This is a genomic window from Aeromicrobium sp. UC242_57 (assembly GCF_044452305.1).
Classification (GTDB): Bacteria; Actinomycetota; Actinomycetes; order Propionibacteriales; family Nocardioidaceae; genus Aeromicrobium.
The window spans coordinates 1,576,920-1,601,022 of sequence record NZ_JBIOAM010000003.1 but is presented as its reverse complement, the minus strand read 5'-3'; the positions used below and the strand labels follow the sequence as shown (position 1 = coordinate 1,601,022).

Annotated in this window: 20 protein-coding genes and 14 pseudogenes; 18 read left to right on the top strand and 16 right to left on the bottom strand. The window is 68.4% G+C overall.

Annotated features, from left to right (window positions below):
- Window positions 1–38: 38 nt before the first annotated feature.
- The 8 genes and pseudogenes from uvrC to ACHMWU_RS20670 all read left to right on the top strand — a co-directional run.
- Window positions 39–1,003: pseudogene (gene uvrC / locus ACHMWU_RS20705) on the top strand (excinuclease ABC subunit UvrC); the annotation flags it as partial.
- A 15-nt stretch (window positions 1,004–1,018) separates the two neighbouring features.
- Window positions 1,019–1,885, top strand: a complete 867-nt coding sequence (locus tag ACHMWU_RS20700; protein ID WP_396046940.1) for a helix-hairpin-helix domain-containing protein — start codon at window positions 1,019–1,021, stop codon at window positions 1,883–1,885.
- 49 nt (window positions 1,886–1,934) lie between these two features.
- Window positions 1,935–1,991, top strand: a pseudogene (locus tag ACHMWU_RS20695) (hypothetical protein); the annotation flags it as partial.
- 80 nt (window positions 1,992–2,071) lie between these two features.
- Window positions 2,072–2,308, top strand: a pseudogene (locus ACHMWU_RS20690) (RNase adapter RapZ); the annotation flags it as partial.
- Between the two features lie 49 nt (window positions 2,309–2,357).
- Window positions 2,358–2,453, top strand: a pseudogene (locus ACHMWU_RS20685) (hypothetical protein); the annotation flags it as partial.
- A gap of 67 nt (window positions 2,454–2,520) precedes the next feature.
- The gene (locus ACHMWU_RS20680) at window positions 2,521–2,763 is read left to right on the top strand and encodes a hypothetical protein (RefSeq protein ID WP_396046422.1); all 243 of its coding nucleotides are present in this window, start codon (window positions 2,521–2,523) and stop codon (window positions 2,761–2,763) included.
- Complete coding sequence (locus ACHMWU_RS20675; protein ID WP_396046421.1) at window positions 2,760–3,338, top strand: 2-phospho-L-lactate transferase CofD family protein; 579 nt, start codon at window positions 2,760–2,762, stop codon at window positions 3,336–3,338. The genes ACHMWU_RS20680 and ACHMWU_RS20675 overlap by 4 nt, the downstream gene beginning before the upstream one ends.
- Window positions 3,223–3,561 (top strand): 2-phospho-L-lactate transferase CofD family protein, encoded by a 339-nt coding sequence (locus ACHMWU_RS20670; protein ID WP_396046938.1) that lies wholly within the window; start codon window positions 3,223–3,225, stop codon window positions 3,559–3,561. The genes ACHMWU_RS20675 and ACHMWU_RS20670 overlap by 116 nt, the downstream gene beginning before the upstream one ends.
- On the opposite strand, the gene ACHMWU_RS20665 is transcribed toward ACHMWU_RS20670, so the two are convergent.
- On the bottom strand, window positions 3,546–3,713 hold the full coding sequence (locus tag ACHMWU_RS20665) for a hypothetical protein (RefSeq protein ID WP_396046419.1): 168 nt from the start codon (window positions 3,711–3,713) through the stop codon (window positions 3,546–3,548). The two genes, ACHMWU_RS20670 and ACHMWU_RS20665, sit on opposite strands and share 16 nt — an antisense overlap.
- Before the next feature lie 80 nt (window positions 3,714–3,793).
- Here ACHMWU_RS20665 and whiA point away from each other — a divergent pair.
- Window positions 3,794–4,778, top strand: a pseudogene (whiA, locus tag ACHMWU_RS20660) (DNA-binding protein WhiA).
- Window positions 4,779–4,784: 6 nt separating this feature from the next.
- Here the strand turns inward: whiA and ACHMWU_RS20655 are convergent.
- The gene (locus ACHMWU_RS20655) at window positions 4,785–5,246 is read right to left on the bottom strand and encodes a hypothetical protein (RefSeq protein WP_396046417.1); all 462 of its coding nucleotides are present in this window, start codon (window positions 5,244–5,246) and stop codon (window positions 4,785–4,787) included.
- Window positions 5,247–5,350: 104 nt separating this feature from the next.
- Between ACHMWU_RS20655 and gap the strand changes: the two are divergent.
- From gap to ACHMWU_RS20630, 5 genes and pseudogenes are all read left to right on the top strand, one after another.
- Window positions 5,351–6,354: pseudogene (gene gap / locus ACHMWU_RS20650) on the top strand (type I glyceraldehyde-3-phosphate dehydrogenase); the annotation flags it as partial.
- A gap of 18 nt (window positions 6,355–6,372) precedes the next feature.
- A pseudogene (locus tag ACHMWU_RS20645) lies at window positions 6,373–7,565 on the top strand (phosphoglycerate kinase).
- 3 nt (window positions 7,566–7,568) lie between these two features.
- Window positions 7,569–8,367, top strand: a pseudogene (tpiA, locus tag ACHMWU_RS20640) (triose-phosphate isomerase).
- A gap of 15 nt (window positions 8,368–8,382) precedes the next feature.
- Window positions 8,383–8,618, top strand: a pseudogene (gene secG, locus ACHMWU_RS20635) (preprotein translocase subunit SecG).
- Window positions 8,618–8,971 (top strand): RNA polymerase-binding protein RbpA, encoded by a 354-nt coding sequence (locus ACHMWU_RS20630; RefSeq protein WP_396046415.1) that lies wholly within the window; start codon window positions 8,618–8,620, stop codon window positions 8,969–8,971. The pseudogene secG and the gene ACHMWU_RS20630 overlap by 1 nt, the downstream one beginning before the upstream one ends.
- Window positions 8,972–9,201: 230 nt before the next feature.
- Here the strand turns inward: ACHMWU_RS20630 and ACHMWU_RS20625 are convergent, their stop codons facing one another.
- The 9 genes and pseudogenes from ACHMWU_RS20625 to tkt all read right to left on the bottom strand — a co-directional run bounded on the left by ACHMWU_RS20625 (window position 9,202) and on the right by tkt (window position 18,045).
- A complete protein-coding gene (locus ACHMWU_RS20625; RefSeq protein ID WP_396046413.1) occupies window positions 9,202–9,960 on the bottom strand; it encodes an alpha/beta fold hydrolase in 759 nt (252 codons plus the stop codon).
- A 79-nt stretch (window positions 9,961–10,039) separates the two neighbouring features.
- Window positions 10,040–10,591, bottom strand: coding sequence for a 6-phosphogluconolactonase (pgl, locus tag ACHMWU_RS20620; protein ID WP_396046936.1), 552 nt, complete (start codon window positions 10,589–10,591; stop codon window positions 10,040–10,042).
- On the bottom strand, window positions 10,581–10,742 hold the full coding sequence (locus ACHMWU_RS20615; RefSeq protein ID WP_396046411.1) for a hypothetical protein: 162 nt from the start codon (window positions 10,740–10,742) through the stop codon (window positions 10,581–10,583). Before ACHMWU_RS20615 ends, pgl begins: the two co-directional genes overlap by 11 nt.
- Before the next feature lies 1 nt (window position 10,743).
- Window positions 10,744–11,172, bottom strand: coding sequence for a glucose-6-phosphate dehydrogenase assembly protein OpcA (locus tag ACHMWU_RS20610; RefSeq protein WP_396046934.1), 429 nt, complete (start codon window positions 11,170–11,172; stop codon window positions 10,744–10,746).
- A 54-nt stretch (window positions 11,173–11,226) separates the two neighbouring features.
- A pseudogene (locus ACHMWU_RS20605) lies at window positions 11,227–11,552 on the bottom strand (glucose-6-phosphate dehydrogenase assembly protein OpcA); the annotation flags it as partial.
- Between the two features lie 89 nt (window positions 11,553–11,641).
- Window positions 11,642–13,086: pseudogene (zwf, locus tag ACHMWU_RS20600) on the bottom strand (glucose-6-phosphate dehydrogenase).
- Between the two features lie 77 nt (window positions 13,087–13,163).
- Window positions 13,164–14,759 (bottom strand): glucose-6-phosphate isomerase, encoded by a 1,596-nt coding sequence (locus ACHMWU_RS20595; protein WP_396046409.1) that lies wholly within the window; start codon window positions 14,757–14,759, stop codon window positions 13,164–13,166.
- 4 nt (window positions 14,760–14,763) lie between these two features.
- On the bottom strand, window positions 14,764–15,852 hold the full coding sequence (tal, locus tag ACHMWU_RS20590) for a transaldolase (RefSeq protein ID WP_396046407.1): 1,089 nt from the start codon (window positions 15,850–15,852) through the stop codon (window positions 14,764–14,766).
- A gap of 34 nt (window positions 15,853–15,886) precedes the next feature.
- A pseudogene (tkt, locus tag ACHMWU_RS20585) lies at window positions 15,887–18,045 on the bottom strand (transketolase).
- Window positions 18,046–18,204: 159 nt separating this feature from the next.
- Here tkt and ACHMWU_RS20580 point away from each other — a divergent pair.
- The 4 genes and pseudogenes from ACHMWU_RS20580 (at window position 18,205) to ACHMWU_RS20565 (ending at window position 20,557) form a co-directional block, all read left to right on the top strand.
- A pseudogene (locus ACHMWU_RS20580) lies at window positions 18,205–19,077 on the top strand (heme o synthase).
- A 12-nt stretch (window positions 19,078–19,089) separates the two neighbouring features.
- Window positions 19,090–19,785 carry a GNAT family N-acetyltransferase gene (locus ACHMWU_RS20575; protein ID WP_396046405.1) on the top strand — a complete coding sequence of 232 codons (696 nt, stop codon included), beginning with the start codon at window positions 19,090–19,092 and terminating at the stop codon, window positions 19,783–19,785.
- Between the two features lie 63 nt (window positions 19,786–19,848).
- Complete coding sequence (locus ACHMWU_RS20570; protein ID WP_396046403.1) at window positions 19,849–20,298, top strand: hypothetical protein; 450 nt, start codon at window positions 19,849–19,851, stop codon at window positions 20,296–20,298.
- Complete coding sequence (locus ACHMWU_RS20565) at window positions 20,288–20,557, top strand: hypothetical protein (protein ID WP_396046401.1); 270 nt, start codon at window positions 20,288–20,290, stop codon at window positions 20,555–20,557. Before ACHMWU_RS20570 ends, ACHMWU_RS20565 begins: the two co-directional genes overlap by 11 nt.
- Window positions 20,558–20,647: 90 nt before the next feature.
- Here the strand turns inward: ACHMWU_RS20565 and ACHMWU_RS20560 are convergent, their stop codons facing one another.
- The 5 genes and pseudogenes from ACHMWU_RS20560 to ACHMWU_RS20540 all read right to left on the bottom strand — a co-directional run bounded on the left by ACHMWU_RS20560 (window position 20,648) and on the right by ACHMWU_RS20540 (window position 23,842).
- Window positions 20,648–21,070: an inositol monophosphatase family protein gene (locus tag ACHMWU_RS20560; RefSeq protein WP_396046399.1), complete on the bottom strand. Its 423-nt coding sequence runs from the start codon at window positions 21,068–21,070 to the stop codon at window positions 20,648–20,650.
- A gap of 71 nt (window positions 21,071–21,141) precedes the next feature.
- Window positions 21,142–21,348 (bottom strand): annotated as a pseudogene (locus ACHMWU_RS20555) (inositol monophosphatase family protein); the annotation flags it as partial.
- A gap of 71 nt (window positions 21,349–21,419) precedes the next feature.
- Entirely contained in the window at window positions 21,420–22,331 is a 912-nt protein-coding gene (locus ACHMWU_RS20550) for a heme A synthase (protein ID WP_396046397.1), read from the bottom strand.
- Entirely contained in the window at window positions 22,322–23,035 is a 714-nt protein-coding gene (locus tag ACHMWU_RS20545) for a hypothetical protein (RefSeq protein WP_396046395.1), read from the bottom strand. The genes ACHMWU_RS20550 and ACHMWU_RS20545 overlap by 10 nt, the downstream gene beginning before the upstream one ends.
- A gap of 75 nt (window positions 23,036–23,110) precedes the next feature.
- Window positions 23,111–23,842 (bottom strand): ABC transporter ATP-binding protein, encoded by a 732-nt coding sequence (locus ACHMWU_RS20540; RefSeq protein WP_396046393.1) that lies wholly within the window; start codon window positions 23,840–23,842, stop codon window positions 23,111–23,113.
- Between the last annotated feature and the right edge of the window lie 261 nt (window positions 23,843–24,103).

The window sequence follows — 24,103 nt, the reverse complement described above, 5'->3', positions numbered from 1 at the left end:
CCGGGGGTCTACCGGTTCGTGACGACGAACGCCGGGTCATCTACGTCGGCAAGGCCAAGTCCCTGCGGCCGAGGCTGAGCTCGTACTTCCAGGACATCAACGGGCTGCATCCGCGCACCCAGCAGATGGTCATGACGGCGTCCAGCGTCGAGTGGACTGTCGTGACCACCGAGGTCGAGGCGCTGGCGCTCGAGTACTCCTGGATCAAGGAGTTCGACCCGCGGTTCAACGTCAAGTACCGCGACGACAAGTCCTACCCGTGGCTGGCCGTGACGGTCGGCGAAGAGTTCCCGCGCGTCACGGTCATGCGCGGCGCCCAACGCAAGGGTGTGCGCTACTTCGGCCCGTACGGGCATGCCTGGGCGATCCGAGACACCGTCGACACGCTGCTGCGGGTGTTTCCGATGCGGTCGTGCTCGGCGGGGGTGTTCCGACGCTCCAAGGCGATCGGTCGGCCCTGTCTGCTCGGTGACATCGGCAAGTGTGCCGCGCCGTGCGTCGGCCGGGTCAGCCCCGACGAGCACCGCGCGATCGTCAACGACTTCCTGGCGTTCATGGGCGGGCAGACCGCAGGTTTCACCAAGCGCATCGAAGCACGGATGCTCGAAGCCTCCAGCAACCAGGAGTACGAGCTCGCCGCCAAGCTGCGCGACGACCTCGGTGCCCTGCAACGGGTGCTCGAGAAGCAGACGGTGGTGCTCGGCGACGGCACCGACGCCGATGTGCTCGGGTTCGTCGACGATCCGCTCGAGATCGCGGTGCAGATCTTCTCGGTGCGCGGTGGACGCATCCGCGGTCAGCGCGGCTGGGTTGCCGAGAAGGCCGACGAGGCCGGGTTCCCCGAGCTCGTCCAGCGCGCCTTGATGACGCTCTACCAAGACAGTGCGCCGTCGGCGATACCCCGCGAGGTGCTGGTGCCTGCGATGCCGCTCGACGCCGACTCGGTGGCCGAGCTGTTGTCTCGCGCGGGGGAGTCGTCCGCATCCGAGTGCCTCAGCGCGGCGACAAGAAGGCGCTCATGGAGACCGTCGAGCAGAACGCCAAGCAGTCGCTGATGCGGCACAAGATGAAGCGCACCTCCGACCTCACGGCCCGCAGCCTGGCGCTCGAAGAGATCCAAGAAGCGCTCGACCTGCCGACCGCACCGCTGCGTATCGAGTGCTACGACATCTCCAACCTCGGTGCGACCGAGACCGTCGCGTCGATGGTCGTGTTCGAGGACGGCCTCGCCCGCAAGTCCGAGTACCGCCGGTTCACGATCCGCAACGAGGACAGAGCGATGTCGCGGCGATGCACGAGGTCATCACCCGACGGTTCAGCCAGCTGCTCAAGGCCCGCGACGAGAACGACGAGGAGGGCCCCGGGTATCGATCCCGAGACCGGCAAGCCCCGACGGTTCGCCTACAAGCCGGCTCTCGTCGTCGTCGACGGCGGCCCCCCGCAGGTGGCCGCCGCCCACCAGGCGATGCAGCAGCTCGGCATCACCGACATCGCGTTGGTCGGCCTGGCCAAACGCCTCGAAGAGGTCTGGTTGCCCGAGGACGAAGATCCGGTGATCCTTCCCCGCACCAGCGAGGGGCTCTACCTGCTCCAGCGGCTGCGCGACGAGGCTCACCGCTTCGCGATCAGCCATCACCGAGGTCGTCGCAGCAAGTCGATGATCGAGAGCGTGCTCGACTCCGTCGACGGTCTCGGGCCCACCAGGCGCAAGGCTGTGCTCAAGTCGTTCGGCTCGATCAAGAAATTGCGTGCCGCGACAGCAGAAGAGATCGCAACCGTCCCCGGGATCGGCGCGACTACGGCACAATCCATCGTGGACGCCCTCGCAACCGGCGACAGCGCACCCGCGATCAACACCGCAACCGGCGAGATCATCGAGTCATGACAGTGGAGGAAAGTTGACGACGCTCAGCCAGTTCGTGCTCGTGACGGGCATGACAGGAGCCGGCCGCGGTTCGGCCTGCAAGGTGCTGGAGAAGCTCGGCTACTACGTCATCGACAACCTGCCCCCAGGCCTCCTGGCCGGCGCCGTCGAGGCGATCGAGAAGTCGCCCGACGTCGACAAGCCGCGGTGGCCGTCGATGCCCGGTCGCGCCACTTCTTCGGTGGGATCGTCGACGAGATCGAAGGCCTGCGTGACCGCGGTGTCAGCACCCGCATCCTGTTCCTCGAAGCCGCCGACGAGGTGCTCGTGCGACGGCAGGAGGCCGCCAGACGGCCGCACCCGTTGAGCCTCGAAGGTCGTCTGATGGACGGTTTCGACCGCGAGCGCGAGTTGCTGCGGCGGCTGCGGGGCCGCGCCGACATCGTCGTCGACACCACGAACCTCAACGTCCACCAGCCCGGCCAGCGCGTCCATGCTGCGTTCGTCGACGCCCGACTCGGGCGGCCTGCGGGCATCGGTCATGTCATTCGGCTTCAAGTACGGCATCCCGATCGACGCCGACATGGTCGCCGACCTGCGTTTCCTGCCCAATCCCTACTGGGGTCGACGACCTGCGACCGCTCAGCGGCCTCGACGTGCCGGTCAGCGAGTACGTGCTGAACCAGCCGCGAGCCGACGAGTTCCTCGAGCAGTACGAGAAGCTCGTCGCTCTGCTGACCGATGGCTACCTGCGCGAGGACAAGCACTTCTTGACCATCGCGATCGGCTGCACGGGTGGACGGCACCGCAGTGTCGCGATGTCTGAGGCATTCGCCGAACGGCTGCGGGCCCAGGGCGTGAAGACGCTCGTCGTGCACCGTGACCTGGGGCGCGAGTGATCGCGCGTCCACCGCGGCCTGTCCGGCCAGAACGCTACGAAGGTGACCTCAAGGTCGTCTCCCTGGGTGGCGGGCACGGCCTTGCCGCGAGCCTGTCCGCCCTGCGACGGCTGACCACCGAGCTGACCGGCGTCGTGACGGTCGCCGACAACGGTGGCTCCTCAGGGCGCCTGCGCGACGAGCTCGGCGGCCTGCCGCCAGGTGATCTGCGGATGGCACTCGCAGCGCTGTGCGGCGACGACCAGTGGGGCCGTACCTGGGCGGGCGTCCTGCAGCACCGGTTCACCAGTGAGGGGCCCTTGCACAACCACGCGGTCGGCAACCTGCTGATCGCCGCCATCTGGGACCAGCTCGGCGACCACGTCGCCGGGCTCGACCTGGTCGGCGACCTGCTGGGCGCCCAAGGACGGGGTCCTGCCGATGGCCGCCGTCCCACTCGACATCGAGGCCGACGTCCACCTGAGAGCCGCGCCCGACCGGCTGACAGTGGTCCGTGGGCAGGTTCAGGTCGCCCAGGTCGACGGACAGGTCGTGTCGGTGCGGTTGTCGCCGGCAGACCCGCCGGCCTGTCCTGAGGCAGTGGCCGCAGTCGAGGCGGCCGACTGGGTCGTGGTCGGTCCCGGCTCCTGGTTCACGAGCGTCATGCCGACCTTGCTGGTCCCGCAGCTGCGCGACGCCCTGATCCGCACCCCGGCCAAACGGGCCTTGGTGCTCAACCTGGTCGAGCAGCGCGGCGAGACCGAAGGGCTCAGCCCGACCGACCACCTCGAGGTCCTGGCCGCTCACGCGCCGAGCTGAGGCTCGATGCCGTGATCGCCGACAGCAGCCAGGTCGATGCACGTGGCTCGTTGGAGTCGACGGCCCGTGCGCTCGGTGCGACGCTGTTCGTCTCCGACCTCGCAGCGACGTCCGGATCCGATCAGCACGACCCGGCGCAGCCGCAGCCGCATTCGGGCACGTCATGCGGCAGGCGTAAAGTGACACACTCTCTGAAGGCACAGATCTTGACCGTGGAATGGGGCTTGGTGGCATGGCAATGACGGCGCAGGTGAAGGCGAGCTAGCCAGCACCACGATCACGAAGTCATGCTGCCGCAAGGCTGAGGTGTCCTCGATCCTGAGGTTCTCCGGGGGGCTGCACATCGTCCTGGGACGCATCGTGGTGGAGGCCGAGCTCGACACGGGTGCTGCGGCTCGGCGGCTCCGCAAGGACATCGCCGAGATCTACGGCCACGACAGCGAGATCCTGGTGATGCAGAACGCTGGCATCCGCAAGGACACCCACTACGTCGTGCGCGTCTCCAAGGACGGCGAGGCGCTGGCCCGCCAGACCGGTCTGATCGACGGGGGAGGTCGGCCCATCCGTGGTCTGCCCCCGCAGGTCGTCTCAGGATCGTCCTGCGACGCGGTCGCAGCCTGGGCGCGGCAGCTTCCTCGCGCACGGCTCGCTGACTGAGCCCGGACGTTCGTCCGCCCTCGAGGTCAGCTGCCCCAGCCCCGAGGCCGCATTGGCCCTGGTGGGCGCGGCGCGTCGTGTCGGCATCAGCGCCAAGGCGCGTGAGGTGCGAGGCATCGACCGAGTCGTCATCCGTGACGGTGAGGCGATCGGTGCGCTGCTGACCCGTCTGGGCGCGCACGCGTCGCTGCTCGCCTGGGAAGAACGGCGCATGCGTCGTGAGGTGCGTGCCACCGCCAACCGGCTCGCCAACTTCGACGACGCCAACCTGCGTCGTTCCGCCCCGCGCGGCCGTCGCTGCCGGTGCCAGGGCGCAACGGGCACTCGAGATCCTCGGCGACGAGGTGCCCGACCACCTGAAGATGGCCGGCACGCTGCGCGTCGAGCATCGTCAGGCCAGCCTCGAAGAGCTCGGGCAGCTTCACGAACCGGCCCTCACCAAGGACGCCATCGCCGGACGCATCCGCCGCTTGCTGGCGATGGCCGACAAACGCGCCGAAGAGCTCGGCGTGCCCGACACCGAGTCGAGCCTCGGCGAAGAGACGCTCGCCAGCGACTGACGCCGATCATCTCGTCGCGACGCGCCCGGCCCAGCTGTCGGGAAGATGGCCTGCAGCCAGCGTCGTGACGGCCAGAGCGAGCCAGGCTGACTCGGCCCAGATCGCCAGGGCGGCAAAGATCAGCACCGGAAGCACCGCCATCGGCACGGGAACACCGGCGACCGGACTGAACAGGACAGCCACCCGGCGCCCGCTGCGCACGTAGCGCAGCCACAGCATCCAATAGCCGGCGACGAGCGCCACGACGCCGATCGCGCACGCAGCGTCGAGACCTCGGCCGATCGACTGTGGTCCTGTCATCGTCGCCAAGGCGAGGCAACCGACCTGACCGAATCGTTCGAGGGCTGTGGCCAGCGCTCCCGCAGAGAATCCCGCTGGTCCGGCCGGACGAGGCGGCCAGAACACCAGCAGCATCGACGGCGCGAGGACGGCAAGCGCGACCGAGAGGCCGATGGTGGACAAACTCATGGTGCGCACACGGTCGCACATCGAGAGGTGACTCGCCGGTAGCGACGCACTCTCGGTAGGGTGGGGGCACCTAGCCACCCCATCTTGCAGGAGATCTGTTTCCCGTGACCGTACGCGTAGGCATCAATGGATTTGGCCGAATCGGCCGTAACTTCTTCCGTGCGGTTCGCGCCGCCGGGGCTGACATCGAGATTGTCGCCGTCAACGACCTGACCGACAACAAGACGCTCGCCCACCTGCTCAAGTACGACTCGATCCTGGGCCGTCTCGACGCTGACGTCACCTACGACGAGGGCAACATCTACGTCGGCGACCAGAAGATCGCCGCCTTCGAAGAGCGCGACCCGGCCAAGCTCGACTGGGCCAGCGTCGGCGTCGACATCGTCGTCGAGTCGACCGGCTTCTTCACCGACGCCACCAAGGCCAAGGCGCACATCGATGGCGGTGCCAAGAAGGTCATCATCTCGGCGCCGGCCAAGAACGAAGACATCACGATCGTCATGGGCGTCAACCACGACCTCTACGACCCGGCCGCGCACACCGTGATCTCCAACGCCTCGTGCACGACCAACTGCCTCGCTCCGATGGCCAAGGCGCTCAACGACGCGCTCGGCATCGAGAAGGGCCTCATGACGACGATCCACGCCTACACGCAGGATCAGAACCTGCAGGACGCGCCGCACGGCGACCTGCGTCGCGCCCGCGCTGCTGCGATCAACATCGTTCCCACGTCGACGGGTGCCGCCAAGGCTGTCAGCCTGGTGCTGCCCGAGCTGAAGGGCAAGCCGACGGCTACGCGCTGCGCGTCCCGGTCCCGACCGGTTCGGCGACCGACCTGACCTTCACGGCTTCGCGCGAGACGACGGTCGACGAGGTCAACTCGATCATCAAGGCTGCTGCCGAAGGCGCCATGAAGGGCATCCTGGTCTACACCGAGGACCCGATCGTCTCCTCCGACATCGTCACCGACCCCGCGTCGAGCATCTTCGACTCGGGTCTGACCAAGGTCATCGGCGACCAGGTCAAGGTCGTCTCCTGGTACGACAACGAGTGGGGCTACTCCAACCGCCTGGCCGACCTGGTCGCGCACGTCGGCTCGTCGCTCTCAGCTGCGGAGTCCACTGACGTGAAGACAGTCTCAGACCTCGGCGACCTGCGCGGCAAGCGCGTGCTGGTCCGCAGCGATCTCAACGTCCCCTTCGAGGGCGACGCGATCTCCGACGACGGTCGCATCCGTGCGAGCGTCCCGACGATCAAGAACCTGGCTGACGCGGGTGCGCGCGTCCTCGTGACCGCACACCTGGGTCGGCCCGACGGCGTGCCCAACGAGGCCTACTCGTCGGCGCCGTCGCCGTGCGGCTGGGCGAGCTGCTGGGTGCGCCCGTGCAGTTCGCCGCCGACACGGTGGGTGCCGAGGCTCAGGCTGTCTCGTCAGGCCTCCAGGACGGCGAGGTCGCCGTCCTGGAGAACGTCCGCTTCAATGCGGGCGAGACCAGCAAGGACGATGCCGTCCGCGGTGAGTTCGCCGCGCAGCCGCGGCGCTGGCCGACGTGTTCGTCTCCGACGGATTCGGTGTCGTGCACCGCAAGCAGGCCAGCGTGTACGACGTCGCGAAGCTGCTGCCGTCTGCGGTCGGCGGACTCGTCGAGGCCGAGGTGACGGTGCTCAAGCGCCTCACCGAGGAGCCGGCCCGTCCGTACACCGTCGTGCTGGGCGGCTCGAAGGTCTCCGACAAGCTCGGCGTCATCGACAACCTGCTCGACAAGGCCGACAACCTGCTGATCGGCGGCGGCATGGTCTTCACCTTCCTCAAGGCCCAGGGCCACGAGGTCGGCAAGTCGCTGCTCGAGGCCGACCAGCCGAAATCGCCCGCGGATACATCAAGCAGGCCGCCGACCTCGGTGTGCAGCCGTGCTGCCCACCGACATCGTCGTCGCGCCCGAGTTTGCCGCCGACTCGCCGGCGACTGTCGTCGCCGCCGACGCGATGCCGGCCGACCAGCTGGGCCTCGACATCGGGCCTGAGTCGGGTGCCGCCTTCGCCGAGATCATCCGTGGCTCCAAGACCGTGTTCTGGAACGGGCCCATGGGCGTGTTCGAGATGGAAGCGTTCGCTGCGGGCACCAAGGCTGTCGCCCAGGCACTCACCGAGGTCGACGGCCTGTCGGTCGTCGGCGGCGGCGACTCGGCTGCTGCCGTGCGTCAGCTCGGATTCGCCGACGATCAGTTCGGCCACATCTCCACCGGTGGTGGCGCATCCCTCGAGTACCTCGAGGGCAAGACGCTGCCGGGCCTGGACATCCTGAACGAAGGAAGCTGAATCATGACCCGCAAGCCACTCATGGCAGGCAACTGGAAGTCCAACGTCAACCACCAAGAAGCCGTGGTGCTGGTCCAGAAGCTCGCCTGGACGTTGCAGGACAAGAAGCACGACTACGACAAGGCCGAGGTCGTGGTGATCCCGCCGTTCACCGACCTGCGCAGCATCCAGACCGTCGTCGACGGCGACAAGCTGGGCATCCGCTACGGCGCCCAGGACGTCTCCGAGCACGACGGCGGCGCCTACACCGGCGAGATCTCGGCGGCGATGCTCGCCAAGCTCGGCTGCTCGTACGTCGTCGTCGGTCACTCCGAGCGGCGCGAGTACCACGCCGAGAGCGATCAGGTCGTCAACGTCAAGGCGTCCAAGACCCTCGCTGCCGGCATGAGCCCCATCGTGTGCGTCGGTGAAGGCCTCGACGTGCGCAAGGCGGGCGACCAGGTCGCGTACACGCTGGCGCAGATCGACGGTTCGCTCGCCGGACTGACGGCCGAGCAGATGGCCGACGTCGTCATCGCGTACGAGCCCGTCTGGGCTATCGGCACCGGCGAGGTCGCCACTCCTGAGGACGCCCAAGAGGTCTGTGCGGCCATCCGCGGACGCATCGAGGAGACCTGGTCCACCGAAGTGGCCTCGGCAACGCGTATCCTTTACGGCGGATCGGTCAAAGCGGCTAACATCGCTGCCATCATGGCGAAGTCAGACGTTGACGGAGCCTTGGTCGGCGGGAGCTAGCCTGCAGGCCGACGAGTTCGCCGGGATCTCCCGGTTCTATGCCATGCCGGACCTTTCCGGTTCCTGACAACGAAGGCCTAACGTGATTCTGACGTTTTCGATTATCCTCGCGATCAGCAGCCTGCTGATGATCGTGCTGGTCCTCATGCACAAGGGACGCGGGGCGGCCTGTCCGACATGTTCGGCGGCGGTGTCTCCAGCTCACTCGGTGGCTCGTCCGTCGCGGAGCGCAACCTCGACCGCATCACGGTCGGTATCGCAGTCGTCTGGGTCGTGTGCATCTTCGCACTCGGTCTGCTCCTGAAGGTGAGTAACTAGTGGCAGCAGGTGCAATCCGGGGCAGCCGCATCGGCTCTGGCCCCATGGGCGAGGCCGAGCGCGGAGAAGCGGCCCCCCGGCAGTTCGTGACGTTCTTCTGCATCAACAATCACACGACCGAGCTGCAGTTCTCGATCGAGGCAGAGGTCCCCGAGTCGTGGGATTGCCCGCGCTGCGGCATGCCGGCCAGTGTCGATGCCGACAACCGTCCGACGGCCAAGAAGATCGAGCCGTACAAGACGCATCTGGCGTACGTCAAGGAACGTCGTTCCGAGACCGAGGCCGACGAGATCTTGAAAGAGGCTGTCGACACCCTGCGCAGCAAGCGCAAGTCCGGCGAGATCATCTTCTAGGTCGCTCGACCCAGAGCCTGACGTCCGTCCCGTGCAGGGGCGGGGTCGGGCTCTTCGTCGTTCTGGGGTACGCCGCGCCCTGGAGCGGTGGTTTTTCAACGTCATTACCTCGGCACGGTGGTTTTTCAACCGCATTCGGGCCCACAAGGTTGTGGATCCACCACGCCGGGGGGCGGAAGTGGTCCAGAAGGTTGCGGATCCACCACGCCGGGGGCGGGGTGGCGGTGCCGCTAGGGGAGCTCGGCGTCGAGGAAGTCGGTGACCTGCGCGGCAAAGACGTCGTTGTCGTCGCCGGCGACCATGTGGCCGGCCTTGGCCTCGCGGACGACCGCGTGCGGGATGAGTCGACGGAACTCCTCGACTCCTTCGGCTGTCACGACGTCTGACTGCTGCCCGCGCACCAGCAGCGAGGGGATGCGAATGGCCTGTGCGGCATCCTCGAGCCGTCGCTGCGATGCCTGGCGCTTGTGCTCGTCTCCACCGTCGAGGAAAGCCGGATCCCAGTGCCAGCGCCACCGGCCGTCGGGGCCCTGACGGACGTTCTTCTTCAGACCCTCCAACGACGACGGGCGCGACCGGTGCGGGTTGTAGGCCGAGACGGCATCGGCGACGTCTTCGAGGGAGGCGAAACCGTCAGGCGCAGAGCGCATGAAGCCGATGATCCGTTCGACGCCCTGAGGCTCGCTACGGGTGGCGATGTCGACCAGCACCAGCGCTCGGGCCAGGTCGGGGTGCTCTCCTTGCGCGACGAGCGAGGTGATCCCGCCGAGGGATGCGCCGATCAGCACCGGCTGGGCGTCGAGCTGTGCCGTGACCTCGAGCAGGTCGGCGACCAGAGTGTCGATGCCGTAGTCGCCGTCGGCTGCCCACGAGCTGTCACCGTGGCCGCGCGCATCGAGCGCATAGGTCGTCCACCCGGCCTGGGCGAACCGCGCACCGCTGCGGTGCCACGAGTGACGGGTCTGTCCGCCACCGTGCAGCAGCAGCACCGTGCCCCGGTCACCCGGGCTCTCCCACCGATCGGCGACGATCGTGCCGGCAGAGCCGTCGGCTTGACGACGTCAGACTTCATGCGGTGATCTCCTGGGCGGCGTCGTGGTCGAGCAGCCACAAGGTCTCGGCCGTGCCATGGACCCCGCTCGCGGGGATCTGAGCCTTGTCGGTGCCGTTCAGGGCCTCGGCGACCACGCCCGCCTTGGCCGCGCCGGAGACGAGCAGCCAGACGCTGTCAGCGTGGTTGAGGGCCGGGTAGGTCAACGAGATGCGTTGCGGCGGCGGCTTGGGGGAGTCGAAGACCTCGACCGCACGCCGCTGAGTCTCTTCGAGCTGGGCGAACCCGGGGAACAGCGAGGCGATGTGCCCGTCGGGGCCCATCCCCAGCAGGACCAGGTCGAAGGGTGCCTCGGGCAGTGAGGCGGCGTACTCGTCTGCGGCATCGGCCAGGCTCTGCTCGCAGCCGTGGGCCGGCATCGCATGGATGTTCGTCTCCGGCACGTCGAGCCGGGTCAGGAACGCGTCGCGGGCCTGCTGGTCGTTGCGATCGGCGTGGCCTGCGGGCACGAAACGCTCGTCGCCCCAGAAGAAGTCGACGTCGGCCCAGTCGGCGCCGTCACCGGTGATCTGCTGGTAGGCGGCGATCGCGATCGTCCCCGCCGGTCAGCACGACGGACGGCCGGCGGCCGGTCTGCTGCACCTGGGCGATCCGATCGGTCAGCCGTTCGGCGATCTTGGTTGCGAGCTCGTCGGCTGTGGGCCAGACCTCGACCGTCATGTCAGGCCTCCAGCATGTGCTTGATCGTGGCCGCGTAGATGTCATCGGCATCGAGCCGGCGCAGATCTTCGGCCAGCAGCTCGGCGAGCGACCGTGCGCCGAGCGGCACCTCGCGAGGTGACGATCCGGGAACGCTGAAGTGGCACGAGACGGAGTCGATGCGTTCGATCAGGACGTCGCCTGCGGTCGTGGACAGCACGACCGACGCGATCTGGTCGGTGTCGCTGCGCTTGGACGTGATCTTGATCTTCAACCGGCTCTCGAGCCAGGCGATGAGCAACGTCGCGGCCGGATTTCCTGACCCTGCGATCACCGTCCCGCTCGTCACCGTGCCGGGCGTCTGGTCAAGAGCTGCGGCCAGGAGAGCGCGCCACGGGGTGAGCCTTGTCCACGACAGGTCGGTGTCACCGGGCTCGTAGGCACGGGCCACCGACTTGAGCGAACGGATCGGCGAGTCGGTCGCCTCGGCGTCGGTGAGCCGGCGACGAGCGAGCTTGCCGATGGCGTCCTTCGACGGGACGGCTGGAGGCTTGCCCGGCCACCAGACGACGACGGGGGAGTCGGGCAGCAGCAACGGCAGCACGACCGACTCGGCATGCTTGGTCAGCCGCCGGAGATGCGCAGCAGGATCGACTCGCCGGACGAGTTCTCGCCGACGCGCACCTTGGCATCGAGCTTGGCCGAGCCGCGTCCGTCACCCAGGATGACGCCGATGACACGAGACGGATGCTCCCGCGACAACGTCGTGGCGGTCTGCAGCGCCTGGCCCACGTTGGCGTCGTCAGTCACGACGAGCAGCGTCAGCACCATGTCCATCGCGGGGCTGCCTGCCGCCGATCGCGCCTTCACGAGTGCGCGAGCGATCTTGGCCGAGTTGGTCGAGGTGAGTGCGATCTCCATCAGGGACGCCTCCAGACGCGACCGTCGTGGGCCATCATGGCGTCGGCGCTGGGGGGTCCCCAGGTGCCGGCCTCGTAGGTGTCGATGTCCTTGTCACGCTTCCAGTGCGCGATGACCGGGTCGAGGATCTTCCACGACAGCTCGACCTCCTCGTGCTGCGGGAACAGCGGAGGATCGCCGAGGAGGACGTCGAGGATCAACCGCTCGTACGCCTCGGGGCTGCTCTCGACGAAGGCACCGCCGTAGGCGAAGTCCATGTTGACGTCGCGGATCTCCATCGTGGTGCCGGGCACCTTGGCGCCGAACCGCAGCGTCACACCCTCGTCGGGCTGGATCCGCATGACCAGGGCGTTCTGTCCGAGCTCTTCCGACGTCGTTCTTGCTGAACGGCTGGTGCGGGGCGCGCTTGAACACGACGGCGACCTCGGTGACCCGGCGGCCGAGCCGCTTGCCGGTACGGAGGTAGAACGGGACTCCGGCCCACCGGCGGGTCGACACGTCGACCCGGATCGCCGCGTAGGTCTCGGCCCGTGAGCCGTCGGGGACGCCGTCCTCCTCGAGGTAGCCGCGCACCTTCTCGCCACCGGCCCAACCGGCCACGTACTGTGCCTGCGCGGTGTGCAGGTCCATGCGTGCCGGTGGGCGCGCGTTGGCGAGGATCTTCTGCTTCTCCAGGCGCAGGGACGAGGCGTTGAAGGAGACGGGTTCCTCCATCGCGACGAGGGCCATGGCTGCAGCAGGTGGTTCTGGATGACGTCGCGGGCAGCGCCGATGCCGTCGTAGTAGCCGGCGCGAGAGCCGATGCCGATGTCTTCGGCCATCGTGATCTGCACGTGGTCGACGTAGTGGTTGTTCCAGATCGGCTCGAACATGCCGTTGGCGAAACGGAAGGCCAGGATGTTCTGGACCGTCTCCTTGCCCAGGTAGTGGTCGATGCGGAACACCGACTCGCGGGCGAAGACGTCGGCCACGATGCGGTTGAGCTCTTCGGCAGAGGCGAGGTCGTGGCCGAAGGGCTTCTCGATCACGACTCGACGCCAGCCCTTGGCCGACTCGGCCAGCCCGTGCTTCTTGATCTGCGACACCACGACGGGGAAGAGCCCCGGCGGGATCGACAGGTAGAAGGCGTGATTGCCGCCGGTGCCCTGCTGCTCGTCGAGCCGGCCATGGTGTCGGCGAGGCGCTCCCACGCATCGTCGTCGTCGAACTCACCGGGGACGAAGCGTATGCCGGCAGCGAGCTGCTTCCAGACCGTCTCGCTCCAGGCGGTGCGGGCCCCGTCCTTGGCGGCCTGCTTGATCATCTTGGCGAAGGTGTTGTCGCCGAAGTCGTGGCGGGCGAATCCGACCAGCGCGAACCCGGGCGGCAGGAGACCGCGGTTCGCGAGGTCGTACACCGCCGGGATGAGCTTCTTCTTGGCCAGGTCGCCGGTCACGCCGAACATGATCAGGCTGCACGGCCCGGCGATGCGGGGCAGACGACGGTCGTTCGGGTCACGCAGCGGGTTCGTGGTGGCCGACGTCATGCCAGCAAGCTCCTGATCGTGGCGAGTCCGGCGGGGATGTCGTGCAGGTGGAGGCGAAGCACGGGTCTGCCGTGCTCCTGCAGGACCGCCGCGTCGCCGGCTGCCTGCGAGTCGATGAACGAGCCGAACGTGAACTCACGTCCCGGCACGGGGAGATCGTCGAGCGGGGTGCCCGTGACCTGCAGGAACACGCCGTTCGGCGTGCCGCCCTTGTGGTACTGGCCGGTCGAGTGCAGGAACCGAGGCCCCCAGCCGAACGTCACCGGCCGGTTGAGGCGGGTCGCCGCGATCTCGCGGACGCCCGCGAAGTCGGCGTGGTCGATCCGGTCGAGGTACACCTGGATCGCGAGGTAGCCGTGGTCGAGATCGATCTGGTCGAGCAGCGTGCGCACTGCGTTGGCCAGCGTGCCGCCAGCACCGTAGACGTCGATGTCGTCCTCGGTGAAGTCGGCCGACGGCACGGAACCACCGCCGTTGAGCAGCTCGCGTGCTGCCTGCTTGGCGCTCTCGACATCGGGCTGGTCGAATGGGTCGATGCCGATCAGGCGACCGGCGATCGACACCGCGATCTCCCACAGCAGCATCTGGGCGCCGAGCGGGCCGGTGAGCCCAGCCGCATAACCCGACTGGGCCGGCGGGACGTCGGTGGTGCCGAGCGAGACGAGGATCGAGTCGGCGGTGCTGGGGTCGAAGTTGACCGCATGCGCCGAAGGCACGACGACCGGCAGGACGCCGCGGCCCTTCTTGCCGGTCGACTCGGCGACGAGCTGCTCGATCCAGTCGCCGACCCCGTGCTGGGTCTGGTCGGCGATCACGAGCTTGTCGACCTGATGGGTGTTGGCCACGCCCATCAGGACGCCGAGCTGCAGAGCCGGATTGGCGGCGTCGTCGGAGTACAGCAGGGCCTCCGCGTCGGCTGCGCTGGCGAGCAGTCCGTTGATGTCGGCGCCAGCCAGTCCGCTGGGAACGAGCCCGAAGGCCGTCATCGCCGAGTAGCGTCCGCCGACGTGCGGATCTGCCCGGAACACCCGGTAGCCGGCCTGGGTGGCTTCTTGGTCGAGCGGTGAGTCGGGATCGGTGACCACGATGATGCGGGTCAACGGGTCGATCTCAGCGTCGGTGAACGCCTTCTCGTACGCCCGACGCTGGCTGTCGGTCTCGACCGTGCCGCCAGACTTGCTGGACACGACGACGACCGTCCGCTCGAGACGGTCGTCGAGCGTGCTGCGGACCATGTCGGGCTGCGACGAGTCGAGCACCGTCAGCTCGACCCCTGCGGTGTGGCAGATGACCTCGGGGGCCAGGGACGAGCCGCCCATGCCGCACAGCACGACGTGGTCGAGCCCCTGCGCCAAGAGCTCGTCGCGCAAGGTGAGGATCTCGGCCACCAGCGGGCGGGACGACTCCGGCAGGTGAGTCCAGCTCAGCCGGATGCTCGCCTCGGACTCCGCGTCCGGACCCCACAGAGTCGAGTCGCGGGCCGCGATGCGCGAGGCCACCCGGTCGTCGATGGCCTGCTGCAATGCGTCGTCGAGCTCGGACTGGGACGGGACGCTGTACGCGATCTCGATGCTCTGCGGATCACCAGCCACGGGTTCAGGCCTTGTCGAGCTCGGCAGAGACGGTGTCGAGGAGCTCGTTCCAGGAGGTCTCGAACTTCTCGAGCCCTTCGTCCTCGAGCACCTTGACGACGTCGTCATAGGAGACCCCCGCCCGTTCGAGGGCTGCGATGGCGTCGCGGGACTCCTCGTACGTGTTGCTGACCCGGTCGCCGATGATCTCGCCGTGGTCGGCGACAGCTTCGAGCGTCTTCTCAGGCATCGTGTTGACGGTATTGGCGACGACGAGCTCGGTGACGTACAGCGTGTCGGGCAGGTTGGGATCCTTGACACCGGTGGACGCCCACAGCGGCCGCTGCGCGTTGGCGCCCTGGGCTGCCAGCGCCTCGAACCGGTCGGAGCCGAAGACCTCCTCGTACGCCTCGTAGGCCAGACGCGCGTTGGCCAGCGCTGCCGTGCCGCGCAACGGGCTGTCGTCGCCCAGGCGCTTGTCGACCTCGGTGTCGACGCGGCTCACGAAGAAGGACGCGACCGAGTGGATCGCCGACAGGTCGCGGCCAGCGGCGGCCGCCTGCTCGAGCCCGGCCAGGTAGGCGTCCATGACACCGCGGTAGCGCTCGAGCGAGAAGATCAGCGTGACGTTGACGCTGATGCCCTCAGCGATCGCTGCCGTGATGGCCGGCAGGCCCTCGACGGTCGCCGGGATCTTGATCAGCAGGTTGGGCCGGCTGACGCGCTCCCACAACCGGTGGGCGAGTGCGATCGTGCCCTCGGTGTCGCGGGCGAGATCGGGGTCGACCTCGATCGAGACCCGTCCGTCGACGCCGTTGGTGGCGTCGAAGACCGGCTTGAGGATGTCGCAGCCGTTCTGCACGTCGGTCGTGGTGAGCTCGAACACGGTCGTCGCGACGTCGGCGCCGGACTCCTTGAGCTCCTTGACCTGCGGTGCGTACTTCTCGCCCTTGGCGAGCGCCGCGGCGAAGATCGAGGGATTGGTCGTGACACCCACGACGCCCGACTCGGCGATGAGCTGGGCGAGGTTGCCCGACTCGATCCGTTCGCGGGACAGGTCGTCGAGCCAGATGGATACTCCCGCGTCAGCGAGAGCCTTGAGACGGTCGTTCATGAGTGCTCCTTCGTGAGGATCAGTCTTGCGTTCGTCAGTGCGAGATGTCCGGGATGACAGGTCCTGCCGGCCGGGCATGGAAGGGGGCGACTGGCTCGCCGGCTGCTGCGGCGATCGAGTCCTTGGCAGCTGCGACGACGGCCTCGGCGGTGATGCCGAACTTGTCGTACAACGTCTGGTAGTCGGCTGAGGCGCCGAAGTGCTCGAGGCTCACGGTGCGGCCGGCGTCGCCGACCACGTCGCGCCAGCCCAGCGAGATGCCGGCCTCGACCGACACACGTGCTCGCAGCGCCGGGGGGATGACGCTGTCGCGGTAGTCGGCGTCCTGCTGCTCGAACCACTCACGTGACGGCATCGACACGACCCGCGCGGCGATGCCTTCGGCGGCGACTGCTCGCGTGCGGCGACGGCCAGCTGCACCTCGGAGCCGGTCGCGACCAGGATGACGTCGGGCGTGCCCTCGGTGTCGAGCAGGACGTAGGCGCCCTTCTCGACGAGATCGGCAGTCGCCCAGCCGTCGGTGCCCCGCGGAACGTCGGCAGGTTCTGCCGGCTCAGTGCGAGGGCCGCGGGACGATCGGTCGTCGCCAGGATCTTGCGCCAGGCGGCGATGGTCTCGTTGGCGTCGGCCGGTCGGATGACGTCGAGGCCGGGGATCGCACGCAGCGAGGCGACGTGCTCGACCGGCTGGTGGGTCGGTCCGTCCTCGCCGAGGCCGATCGAGTCGTGCGTCCACACGTAGGTGACGGGCAGCCCCTGCAGGGCGGCCAGGCGCACCGAGGGGCGCATGTAGTCGCTGAAGACCAGGAACGTCCCGCCGTAGGGGCGGGTCAGGCCGTGCTGCGACATGCCGTTCATGATCGCGCCCATGGCGTGCTCGCGGATGCCGAAGTGCAGCACACGACCGTACTGGTCGCCCTGGAACTTCGCAGTCGAGTGCTCGGCCGGGATGAAGGACGGCTCGCCCTTTGGGGTCGTGTTGTTCGAGCCGGCAAGGTCGGCTGAACCGCCCCACAGCTCGGCAGCCGGGGAGCTGCCCGCGGACAGGAAGTCACCCGATGCGACGCGGGTCGCGACGCCCTTCGAGCTCTCCTCGTACGTCGGCAGGTCGGCGTCCCAACCGTCGGGCAGGGCGCGGGTCGACAGGCGGTCGAGCAGCTTGGCCCCTTCGGGCGAGGCGGTGCGCCAGGCGTCGTACGACTTCTGCCACGCGGTGTGCGCATCGGCGCCGCGGTCACGGGCGCCGTGGGTGTGCGCGATGACGTCGTCGTCGACGATGAACGTCTTCTCGGGGTCGAAGCCGAGCAAGGTCTTGGTGGCCTTGATCTCGTCGTCGCCGAGGGCCGAGCCGTGCGATCCGCCGGTGTTCTGGGCGGTCGGCGCGGGCCAGGCGATGATGGTGCGCAGCTTGATGAAGCTCGGCTTGTCGGTGACGGCCTCGGCGGCCTGGTAGGCGTCCCACAGGGCCTGGACGTCTTCTTCGTAACCGGTGCCGCCGTTGGTCCAGTCGACGGTCTGGACGTGCCAGCCGTACGCCTCGTAGCGCGCTGCGACGTCTTCGGTGAAGGCGATGTCGGTGTCGTCCTCGATCGATATCTTGTTGTCGTCCCACAGCACCGTGAGGTTGCCGAGCTTCTGGTGTCCGGCCAGCGAGGATGCCTCGGCCGACACGCCCTCCTGGAGGTCGCCGTCGGACGCGATGACGAACACGCGGTGGTCGAACGGGCTCTCACCGGCAGCCGGGGTCGGGTCGAGCAGGCCGCGCGTCGCGTCGGGCCGCCATCGCCATGCCGACCGCGTTGGCGACGCCCTGGCCCAACGGGCCGGTCGTGACCTCGACGCCGGGGGTGTGACCGTACTCGGGGTGACCCGGAGTCTGGCTGCCCCACGTGCGCAGGCTCTTCAGGTCGTCGAGCGTCATCGGGTAGCCCGCCAGGAACAGCTGGATGTACTGCGTCAGGCTCGAGTGACCGCACGACAGGACGAACCGGTCGCGGCCGATCCAGTGCGGATCGCTGGGATCGTGACGCATGAGCTTCTGGTAGTGGAGGTAGGCGACGGGGGCCAGGCTCATGGCCGTGCCGGGGTGGCCGTTGCCGACCTTCTGCACGGCGTCGGCGGCCAGGAGACGGACCGTGTCGACGGCCTTCTTGTCAAGGTCGGTCCACTCGAGGGCTGGGGTTCCGGACGTCACAGCGGTGGCTCCTGATCGTGGTGCGAGTTATGTCGTTGACGAGCGGCGTAGGCCGTCATGCCGAGCCTACTCGCGTCCATTAGAATGGCGAACGTGACCGCCGTTGATGTGAAGACAGCCGCTACTGCTGACGTACCCACATCGCCACCCTTCAGCCAGATCGTCAAGGCCTATGTCGCCTTGACCAAGCCGCGGATCATCGAGCTTGCTGCTGTTGACGACCGTGCCGGTGATGTTCCTGGCACAGCAGGGTGTCCCACCGTTCTGGCTCGTCATCGCGACGTTCGTGGGCGGTGCACTGTCTGCGGGCAGCGCCAATGCGCTCAACTGCGTCGTCGACGCCGACATCGACCAGAAGATGCGCCGCACCTCGCGTCGGCCGCTCGCGCGTCATCAGATCCCCACCCGCAACGCGCTGATCTTCGGCCTGGTCCTGGGCGTCGTGTCGACGCTGGTTCTCGGCTACTACGTCAACTGGCTCTCCGCCGGCCTGTCGCTGACCGCGAACGCCTTCTACGTCTTCATCTACACGATGATCCTCAAGCGCCGCACGAGCCAGAACATCGTCTGGGGCGGCGCGGCTGGTTGTTTCCCTGCGTTGATCGGCTGGACCGCAGTCACCGGTGGCTGGCCTGGGCGCCGTTCGTCTTGTTCGCAGTCGTGTTCTTCTGGACGCCGCCGCACACCTGGGCGCTCGCGATGCGCTACCGCGAGGACTACGCCGCAGCCGATGTCCCGATGCTGCCGTCGGTCGCCCCGGCGGCCGAGGTCGGCCGTCAGATCGTCCTCTACAGCTGGGCGATGCTCGCCACCTCGTTGGTGCTGTGGCCGGTCGCCGGCACCGGCTGGTTCTATCCCTCGGTCGCGATCGTCCTCGGCATCGTGTTCATGGTCGAGGCCTACGACCTCAAGACCCGTGCGCAGGACACCGAAGAGCTCTCGGTCATCAAGCCGATGCGGTTGTTCCACTACTCCAACGCCTATCTTGCGCTGCTGTTCGTGGCCGCCGCGATCGATCCGTTCCTGCGCTAGGGCGCACCTGAGGTGATCCGTCACGTCGGTCCTGACCAGTGGGCCGACTGGCGTCTGCTGCGCCGGCGCTCCCTCGTCGAAGATCGCGCTGCCTTCTCGGCCTCGACGCAGCTGTGGTCGGGGGCCGACGACACCGAAGAACGGTGGCGCGCCCTGCTGGCCGACACGGCCTGCTTCATCGCCTACGACGGCGAGGAGCCTGTCGGGATGGTCAGCGGCCGAGTCGTCGACGGAGCACACGAGCTGACGTCGATGTGGGTTGCGCCGCAGGGCCGAGGCCGCGGCATCGGACGTCAGCTCATCGCCGCGGTCATCGCCTGGAGCGCCGGGCGGCCGCTCTCGCTGCGGGTCATGGACGGCAACCAGGCGGCGATCCGGGTCTACGAGGCGGCTGGCTTCGAGCTGCAGGACGGTGTCGACGCCGAAGGATGCCGTCGGATGGTGCGGGCCGCTCCGCCGTTCCGGCTCGTGGCCGGTGCGCAGCGGGCGCCGTTGCCGCCAGGATCGCGGCGGGTCGGCCTGCGCGGACTGCTGGCCGATCTCAACCGCTCGGCCCAGCATGTCGAGGTCCCGGCGGAGGCAGCGACGTACGGGATTTCCTGGGACCCGACCGATCGCGACACGACTCGTTGGTTCCCGCAGGGCATCACGACGTCGTCCGATGCGTACGGCCCCGAGCCGACCGGCGGGGATGTTCGAGGGCCATGACGTCGTGATGACGACTGGTACGGCCGTGGCTGGATCGGGCGACGCCTCGGTGCACGCATCTCGGTGATCGACTGGCACGACGACGCACCGCCGCGCTACCGGCACGTCCTGCTGGTCGAGCCTCGTGGACGTCTGCGGCTGTCCCGCCTGCGCCGCGTCAAGGTGCACGCCGGCGGGATCGTCTGGTACGGCGATTACCTGTTCGTGGCCGGCGGCTCGGCCGGGATCCGGGTCTTCCGGCTCGACGACCTCACCAAGGTCCGCAACCGGCTGCGCACCGGCGGCTACCGCTACGTCCTGCCGCAGCTCACGGTCTACACCGCCGAGCACGACGACGGGGCAGGCCCGTTGACCTACTCGTTCATGTCGCTTGATCGTCGCGGCACCGAGGATCACCTGGTGGCGGGGGAGTACGGGCGCAAGGGTGGCAGCCACCGGCTCATCAGCTATGCGATCGACCCGGCGACGGGGGTTGCTGCGCAGCGACGACCAGGGTCGGTCGGTGCCGACTGATCTGCACGACCGTCAAATTGCCCGCATGCAGGGCGCCGTCGTCGCCGACGGCCAGTGGGTCGTGACGTCGAGCAATGGCGAGGGCTTGCCGGGCGACCTGTGGGTCGGCTCTCCGGGTGCCTTCACCCGGCACCGGGGTGTGCTGCCGACGGGTGCCGAAGACATCACGTACCTGCCGCAGCGGCGCCAGCTGTGGTCGTTGACCGAGTGGCCCGGACGGCGCTGGGTCTACGCGATCGACGCCGATCGCTGGCTCTGATCATCGCGAGTGGTGCATTTCAGCCCGCGAGTGGTGCGGTTCGGACCGACACGCCGTCCTAGAACGTCCACCAACCAGCACTCGCGGAACTCAGGAGGTGAGGAGGCGCTTGAGCAGCTCGTCGACCGACTGGTGATTGCCGGCGAGGTGCCAGCGGTGGCCGCGGTGCTCGACGACCTCGGTGCGTCCGCCTGCGCCCTCGACGAGCGCCTGACCGGGAAGCCAGTCCCAGGCCGGCACCGAGTGCTGCGCCCAGACCCCGATCCGGCCCGTGGCGACGCTCGACATGTCCATCGACCCGGAGCCGAGCAACCGGGGAGTGGCGACGCCGCCGACCATGGCCAGCCAGGGCTCCAGCACGTCGGGATCAGCCAGCGTCGTGGGATGCACGTACGTGGCGAGACTGACCTGGTCCAACGGCTGATCGGCGAGGCGCGCGACCGGCTGGCCGTCCAGCGTCGTGGGATGCTCACGTCCGCCGACCCAGGTCTCGCCGCCGACCGGCTGGTGCACTGCGCCCGCAGCACGACTCCGTCGGCGTCACGCAGGGCCAAGGCGCTGCACCAGTAGGCGAGCCCGGAGGCAAAGTTGTAGGTGCCGTCGACCGGGTCGATGACCCAGGTGCGGCCGCTGGTGCCGGCGTGCGACGCGCCTTCCTCGCCGAGGATGCCGTCAGCGGGCCGAGCCTGACGCAGTGCCTCGGTGGCGAGCCGTTCGGCAGCGTGGTCGGCCGCCGTCACGACATCGGACACCGACGTCTTGTGCGCGACGTCGAGCCCGTCGGCACGCATGTCGGCGGCCAGACGCCCGGCCGCCTGCACCAAGGAGACCGCCAGGTCGGCGTCGCTGAGGTGGCCGTCGGTCACGCCGACACGTCCGCCGGCGTGCTGGTGCCGGCCGACGACCGGCTGCTTACGATCTCGATGAGCAGGCGGGTGCCGACTCCGGCGAGCAGCGCTGCGCCGAACAGGTGGACCGTGACCAGGGCGATCGGCAGATCGGTGAAGTACTGCACGAAGCCGACGACGCCCTGGGCCAGCTCGGCGACGAGCAGCGCGATCGCGATGGTCCGTGCCGCGGTGTGGCGCAGCACCCAGCAGCACAGCAGGGTCAGTCCCACGAGGGCGTAGACGCTGAAGGCGTGGACGTGGCTCATGACCTGCGGGTCGAGCCCGTTGCGGCGGGCGTCGTCATCGCCCGCATGTGGGCCGCTGCCCGTGACGATCGTGCCCAGGTAGATCGCGATCCACAGCACGACGTAGGTCAGCACGACGAGCTGGCGGGTGCGCTGGGGGTAGGCCGTCGTGGCGCCGCCGCGCACGCGCACCAGCAGCAGCACCGAGGCCGACACCAGCACCAGCGACAAGATCAGGTGCAGCGCGACGATCCACGGGTTCAGGTCGGTCAGCACCGTGATGCCGCCGATGACGCCCTGGAACGGCACGCCCAGTGCGATGAGTGCTGCGAGCCGCCGCAAGCCACGGCTCGTGCCCGACCAGCGCCACACCGCCACGAACGTCGCGACGACGACCGCGATCAGCACGTAGGTCAGCATCCGGTTGCCGAACTCGATCAGGCCGTGCAGGCCGAGCTCGCTGTGCGGCACGAACGACTCGTCGGTGCACTTGGGCCAGGTCGGGCAGCCGAGACCAGAACCGGTCAGTCGCACCAGGCCGCCGGTCAGGATGATGACGGTGTTGGCGACGACGGCCGCCCACGCCCACCGTTCGACGGTCTTGCCGTCGGCACGCTTGAGACCCAGATCTATACCCATGCGGCTATTCCCATTTGAAAGTTCTCGAGACCATGAGGCTCGCGCACACGGTCCAGATCAGCAGGACGACGGTGGAGAAGGCGGAAGGTCCGTGGCCCGCGAAAGTGTCGCGCAGACCCTGTCCGAGCGCGCCGGACGGCAAGAACTCCAGCACGTGGCTGGCAGCCTCGGGGTAGCGGCTCAACGGCACCAGGAGTCCGCCGCCGATCAGCAGCAGGACATAGACCAGGTTGGCTACGGCGAGGGTCGCCTCGGCGCGGAGCGTGCCGGCGATCAGGAGTCCGAGGGAGCCGAAGGCGGCTGTGCCGAGCACGATCATCAGCAGGAACTGGACCACTGCCGTCAGACCGCCGTGGGGCTCCCGAGCCGAGGGCGAAGCCGACGCCGGACAAGATCGCCAGCTGCACGATCTCGACGATCACGACGGCGCCGATCTTGCCGAACAGCAGTCCCCAGCGCGGCAGGGGAGAGGCGCCGAGTCGCTTGATGATGCCGTAGCGCCGCTCGAACCCGGTCGCGATGGCCAGCGACGTGAACGACGTCGACAGCACGGCGAGCGCCAGGATGCCGGGGGTGATGATGTCGATCGTGCGGCCGGGGCCCAGGTCGACGACCGAGCTGGCCTTGGCGCCGAGCACCAGCAGGACCAGCGGGATGACCATCGTGAGCAGCACCTGCTCGGCGTTGCGGGTCTGGAGCCGCAAGCTCCATGGCGGTCTGTGCCCGCAGCATCGAGACGCGGGGCGCGGCACCGGGGCGGGGCGTCAGGTCGAGGGAGGTCATCGCAACGCCTTTCCGGTCAGCTCGAGGAACCGGTCTTCGAGGGTCTGCCGCTCGACAAGCAGCGACTCGGTCAGAACCCCCTGGTTGGCGCACCAGGCGGCCAGGGTCGCGAGCAGGGCGGGGTCGACCTCACCGGCGATGACGTACGCCCCGGGGTTGACCTCGTCGACCTTGGTGTCGTGCGGCAGCGCCAGCATCAGGTTCGCGATGTCGAGGCCGGCCTGTGCGGTGAACCGTACGGTGTTCTTGGCGCCGGACGAGGCCAGCTGGGCGGGCGTGCCGGAGGCGATGACCTGGCCGGCGTCGACGATGTGGATCAGGTCGGACAGCGCCTCGGCCTCGTCCATGAAGTGGGTCGTCAGCACGGTCGTGACCCCGCTGTCGCGCAGCTCGGCGATGAGCTCCCACGTCGACCGGCGCGCCGCCGGGTCGAGGCCTGCGGTGGGCTCGTCGAGGAACAGCAGCTCGGGGCGTCCCACGACCGCCATCGCGAGGCTGAGTCGCTGCTGCTGTCCGCCCGAGAGGCGACGGTAGGGCGTCTTGCCGTACGACCCCATGCCGAGGCGTTCGATCAACACGTCGACATCGAGCGGGTGCGCGTGCAGCGAGGCGATGTGGCGCAGCATCTCGTACGACCGGGCGCCCGACCAGGCACCGCCGGACTGCAGCATGACGCCCACGCGGGGACGCAGCAGGTGGCCGTCGGCGACAGGATCGAGGCCCAGCACGCGGACGCTGCCGCTGTGCGGGGTGCGAAATCCTTCGCACGTCTCGATCGTCGTGGTCTTCCGGCACCGTTGGGACCGAGGATCGCCGTGACCGTCCCGGGCTCGACCGTGAGGTTGAGTCCGTTGACGGCAGTGGTCGTGCCGTACTGCATGACGAGATCGACGACCTCGACGGCAAGTACCTCTGGAGCCGGCTCAGTCACCCGAGAAGTATAGGTGTCGTCCATTCCGGCCGCGGGCTGAGGCTGTGCTTCCTCACTG

Coding starts and splice junctions, on each gene's coding strand:
- ACHMWU_RS20700 (WP_396046940.1), top strand. CDS start 1,019: ATGGAGACCGTCGAGCAGAACGCCAAGCAGTCGCTGATGCGGCACAAG.
- ACHMWU_RS20665 (WP_396046419.1), bottom strand. CDS start 3,713: ATGCGGCTGCGGCTGCGCCGGGTCGTGCTGATCGGATCCGGACGTCGC.
- ACHMWU_RS20655 (WP_396046417.1), bottom strand. CDS start 5,246: ATGAGTTTGTCCACCATCGGCCTCTCGGTCGCGCTTGCCGTCCTCGCG.
- ACHMWU_RS20615 (WP_396046411.1), bottom strand. CDS start 10,742: ATGACGGTCGAGGTCTGGCCCACAGCCGACGAGCTCGCAACCAAGATC.
- tal (WP_396046407.1), bottom strand. CDS start 15,852: ATGAACGACCGTCTCAAGGCTCTCGCTGACGCGGGAGTATCCATCTGG.
- ACHMWU_RS20550 (WP_396046397.1), bottom strand. CDS start 22,331: ATGGGTATAGATCTGGGTCTCAAGCGTGCCGACGGCAAGACCGTCGAA.